This is a genomic window from Erythrobacter sp. (assembly GCF_023653175.1).
In the GTDB taxonomy this organism is placed as follows: Bacteria; Pseudomonadota; Alphaproteobacteria; order Sphingomonadales; family Sphingomonadaceae; genus Erythrobacter.
The window spans coordinates 1-4,088 of the sequence record NZ_JAMNXL010000250.1 but is presented as its reverse complement, the minus strand read 5'-3'; the positions used below and the strand labels follow the sequence as shown (position 1 = coordinate 4,088).

Below are 4,088 nucleotides of genomic sequence, written 5' to 3'. Positions count from 1 at the left end.
GGGTGATCGGAGAAGCGGTAATCGTCGCTGCTGATGGGCGACAGGCTGTCGGCGTAGACGATGGTCTTGCAGTCCGTGCCAACGCAGCTCACCCACTGCCACGTCAAGGCACCGGGCGTGTGGCCGGGGGTTTCGAACGCGGTGGCGGTCAGATCAAACTGCCCCTTGAACAGAGTGTGGATTGCCTCCCCGTTTGCCACGCGCAGCTGCACGTTTGCGGGCTCCATCGGGTCGTGCATGCCAAATTGCGGATCGGCAGGATCGTCTTCGCCGGTGCTGATGACAGACTCGGCAGGAAAGGACGAAACGACGTCCGCACTGGTCATGTCCGCGACGATGCTCAGCCCGCCGATGTGATCGAAATGTTCGTGGCTGTGCGTGACGAGAGAAATATCGAAGGGATCGAGGCCCAGCCTGCGGATATTGGCCAGAACGATCTGCGCGCCCGCTTCAGTGCCCGTGTCGATCAGGATATGGTTCTGCTGCCCCTTGATCAGAATGGCGCTGATCCCGCAGGTGCCGACGTAATAAGTGTTGCCATAGATCTGGAACGGTTCGGTCGGTTTGTCCCAGCTATCGTTCTCTTCGCAGACTTTGCCGAAGCGCACCATGTCGTCCGAATGCTTCGCATCCTCGATCCTGTCCGAAGCCTGCGAGGCGGCAGCGGCGATGTTGCAGCCGGAAAGGGCGAAAGCGGCCAACACCGCAAGGGGCTTAACGAACAAAGCTCGCTCCATTGGCGTCGATCACCGCGCCGGTCATGCTGGGGGGCGCGTCGAGGGCGCAGAAGGTGATGATGCTCGCGATTTCTTCCGGCGTGGCGACGCGGCCCAGCGGGATGTCGGCGAGCAGCCCCGGCCCGCCGCGACTTGCGAGGTAATCGTCCGCCATGCTGGTGTCGGTGAAACCGGGAGTGACGGCAAAGCTGAGGATGCCGTCCTTGGCGTAGGCGCGGGCGATGGTCTTGTGCATGCCCACCATCCCGCTCTTGGCCGCGGCATAGTGCCAATGCGCCGGGCTGTCCCCGCGATAGGCGGCGCGGCTGGCGACGTGGACCAGCCTTCCTGCAAACTTGCGTTCCTGCCAGTGCAGCACCGCAAACCGCGACAATTGCGCCGCGCTTGTGAGGTTGACCCGCAGTGTGTCCTCCCAGGCATCGAGCCATTCGATGTCGGAACGCTCGAGCCGGTTCGCCTCGAAGCGGCCCGCATTGTTGACCACGACGTCGATCTCGCCGCCCGCGATCTCCATGGCCTGATCCCATAGCGCCTGAACGCTCAGGGGATCGCCGAAATCGGCGGCGATGATCGGCGCGCTGCCCTCTGAAGAAACGCCGCGCGAAGCATGGCCGATCACCTTTGCGCCCCGCAGCTCAAGCGCCTCGCGCGCCGCCCTGCCAATTCCGCGGCTTGATCCGGTGATCAGAATGTGTCCCATGCAAGCGCCTATCCGAAACTTTGCAAGCCATGTCCACTGCTCGCCGCTTGCCTCGCGCGCCAGCGGCGCTAAGTGGGAAGCCGAATTATGGGACAGACGGGATCACCATGAACCAAAGACCGCTATCGCCCCACCTGCAGATCTGGCGCTGGGGCCCGCACATGCTCGTGTCCATCCTCCACCGCGCGACCGGCGACGGCATGGCGCTGGTCGGCCTCGGCGTTTTGCTGTGGTGGCTGGGCTCGCTGGCGAGCGGGCCGGAATCCTACGCCAATTTCCAATACGTCATGGGCTCGACTGTGGGCATGGTGGTGCTGGTCGGCCTGTCCTGGGCGTTCTTCACCCACATGATGAGCGGCCTTCGCCACTTCGTGCTCGATATCGGTGCGGGCTACGAGCTCGATATCAACCGCACCTGGTCGGTCGCGGCGCCGATCATCGCGATCCTGCTGACTGCGGCTTTCTGGGCCGTGATCCTGCTGGCCTGAGGGGAACAAGCACATGGGCAACGGAACTTCCATCGGCCGCGTGCGCGGGCTGGGCGCGGCGCACGAAGGGCCGCATCACTGGCTCCTCCAGCGCTTCACCGCCATCGGCAACCTGGTGCTGATGACCTGGCTGCTGGTCAGCCTCGCGCTGCTCGGCGATTTCGGCCATGCCAACGTCGTCAAGTGGCTCAGCCACCCGATCAACGCGACCGCGATGATCCTGCTAGTCACCAGCTTGTTCTGGCACGCGCGGATTGGCTTGCAGGTGCTGATCGAGGACTACATCCACGACGGCGGTTCGAAGTTCGCGATCATCGCCGCGCTCAATCTTGCAACCATCGGCGGGGGCGCCTTCGGGATTTTCAGCGTCGCCGCGCTCGTTTTCGGAGGTAAGGCCTGATGGCTACCGCAGCTCCCAAGGGAACCGCCAACGATGTCGGCGGTGCGCATCTGAAGGGTGCCTACACGATCGTCGATCACACCTATGACGTGGTCGTGGTGGGCGCGGGCGGTTCGGGCCTGCGCGCGACGATGGGCGCAGCCGAGGCCGGCCTGCGCACGGCGAACATCTCCAAGGTCTTCCCGACGCGCTCGCACACCGTTGCCGCACAGGGCGGGATCGCCGCGTCGCTGGGCAACAATTCGCCCGACCACTGGACCTGGCACATGTACGACACCGTCAAGGGGTCGGACTGGCTGGGCGATCAGGACGCGATCGAATATCTCGCGCGCGAGGCGCCCGCCGCAGTCTACGAGCTCGAGCACGCCGGCGTGCCCTTCAGCCGCAACGAGGACGGGACGATCTACCAGCGTCCCTTCGGCGGCCACATGCAGAACATGGGCGCCGGCCCGGCGGTGCAGCGCACCTGCGCCGCCGCCGACCGCACCGGCCACGCGATGCTCCACGCGCTCTACCAACAGAGCCTGAAGTATGACGCGGACTTCTTCATCGAATACTTCGCGCTCGACCTGATCATGAGCGACGTGGGCGGGGTGAAGCAGTGCGTCGGCGTGATGGCGATGTGCCTCGACGATGGCAAGATCCACCGCTTCCGCGCGCAGTCGGTGGTGCTGGCGACCGGCGGCTATGGCCGCTGCTATTACACCGCGACCAGCGCCCATACCTGCACCGGCGACGGCGGCGGGATGGTGCTGCGCGCAGGACTGCCCTTGCAGGACATGGAGTTCGTGCAGTTCCACCCGACCGGCATCTACGGCGCGGGCGTGCTGATCACCGAAGGGGCGCGCGGGGAGGGGGGCTACCTCACCAACTCGGAAGGCGAGCGCTTCATGGAGCGCTATGCGCCTTCCGCGAAGGATCTCGCCTCGCGTGACGTCGTCAGCCGTTCGATGGCGCTCGAAATGCGTGAGGGCCGCGGCGTCGGGCCGGAGGGGGATCACATCTACCTCCACCTGAACCACATCCCCGCCGAGACGCTGGCCCAGCGCCTGCCGGGCATCACCGAAAGCGGGAAGATCTTCGCGGGGGTCGACCTCACCCGCCAGCCGCTGCCCGTCACCCCGACGGTGCATTACAACATGGGCGGCATCCCGTGTAACTATCACGGGCAGGTCGTGACGCTCGGACCGGGCGGCAATCCGGACACCGTGATCCCCGGGCTCTATGCCGTGGGCGAGGCGGCCTGCGTGTCGGTGCACGGGGCGAACCGCCTCGGCTCCAACTCGCTGATCGACCTCGTGGTGTTCGGCCGCGCGACCGGCCACCACCTGCGCGACAGCCTCAAGCCCAATGCCAAGCAGCCCGAGCTGCCCGCCGACAGCGCCGACTTCGCGCTGACCCGGCTCGACCACTTCCGCTATGCGCAAGGCGGCTCGCCGACCGCGCAGATCCGCGCGGAAATGCAGAAGGCGATGCAGAAGCACTGCGCCGTGTTCCGCGACCAGAAGCTGATGGACGAGGGCGTCGCCAAGCTCGCCGAGCAGAACAAGCGGATGGAGGACATCCACGTCACCGACAAGTCGCTGATCTGGAACTCTGACCTGATCGAGACGCTCGAGCTCGACAACCTGATGGCGCAGGCCAACGTGACCATCGCGTCCGCCGCCAACCGCAAGGAAAGCCGCGGCGCCCACGCCCACGAGGACTACCCCGAGCGCAACGACAAGGAATGGATGAAGCACACCATCGCCTGGTTCGACGGC

The 4,088-nt window shown here is 65.4% G+C and carries 5 protein-coding genes; 3 read left to right on the top strand and 2 right to left on the bottom strand.

The window, feature by feature from the left end; translation table 11 throughout:
* A partial coding sequence (locus NBV68_RS18295; RefSeq protein WP_296312734.1) for an MBL fold metallo-hydrolase occupies positions 1-725 on the bottom strand: 725 nt, incomplete at its 3' end.
* Positions 715-1,437, bottom strand: a complete 723-nt coding sequence (locus NBV68_RS18290) for an SDR family oxidoreductase (RefSeq protein WP_296312732.1) — start codon at positions 1,435-1,437, stop codon at positions 715-717. The genes NBV68_RS18295 and NBV68_RS18290, both read right to left, overlap by 11 nt.
* Before the next feature lie 107 nt (positions 1,438-1,544).
* On the opposite strand from NBV68_RS18290, the gene sdhC reads away from it, so the two are divergent.
* The 3 genes from sdhC to sdhA form a co-directional block, all read left to right on the top strand.
* Entirely contained in the window at positions 1,545-1,925 is a 381-nt protein-coding gene (gene sdhC, locus NBV68_RS18285) for a succinate dehydrogenase, cytochrome b556 subunit (protein WP_296312731.1), read from the top strand.
* Between the two features lie 13 nt (positions 1,926-1,938).
* The gene (sdhD, locus tag NBV68_RS18280; protein WP_296312728.1) at positions 1,939-2,325 is read left to right on the top strand and encodes a succinate dehydrogenase, hydrophobic membrane anchor protein; all 387 of its coding nucleotides are present in this window, start codon (positions 1,939-1,941) and stop codon (positions 2,323-2,325) included.
* 50 nt (positions 2,326-2,375) lie between these two features.
* Positions 2,376-4,088: succinate dehydrogenase flavoprotein subunit (sdhA, locus tag NBV68_RS18275; RefSeq protein WP_296312736.1), on the top strand; the 1,713-nt coding region annotated here is incomplete at its 3' end.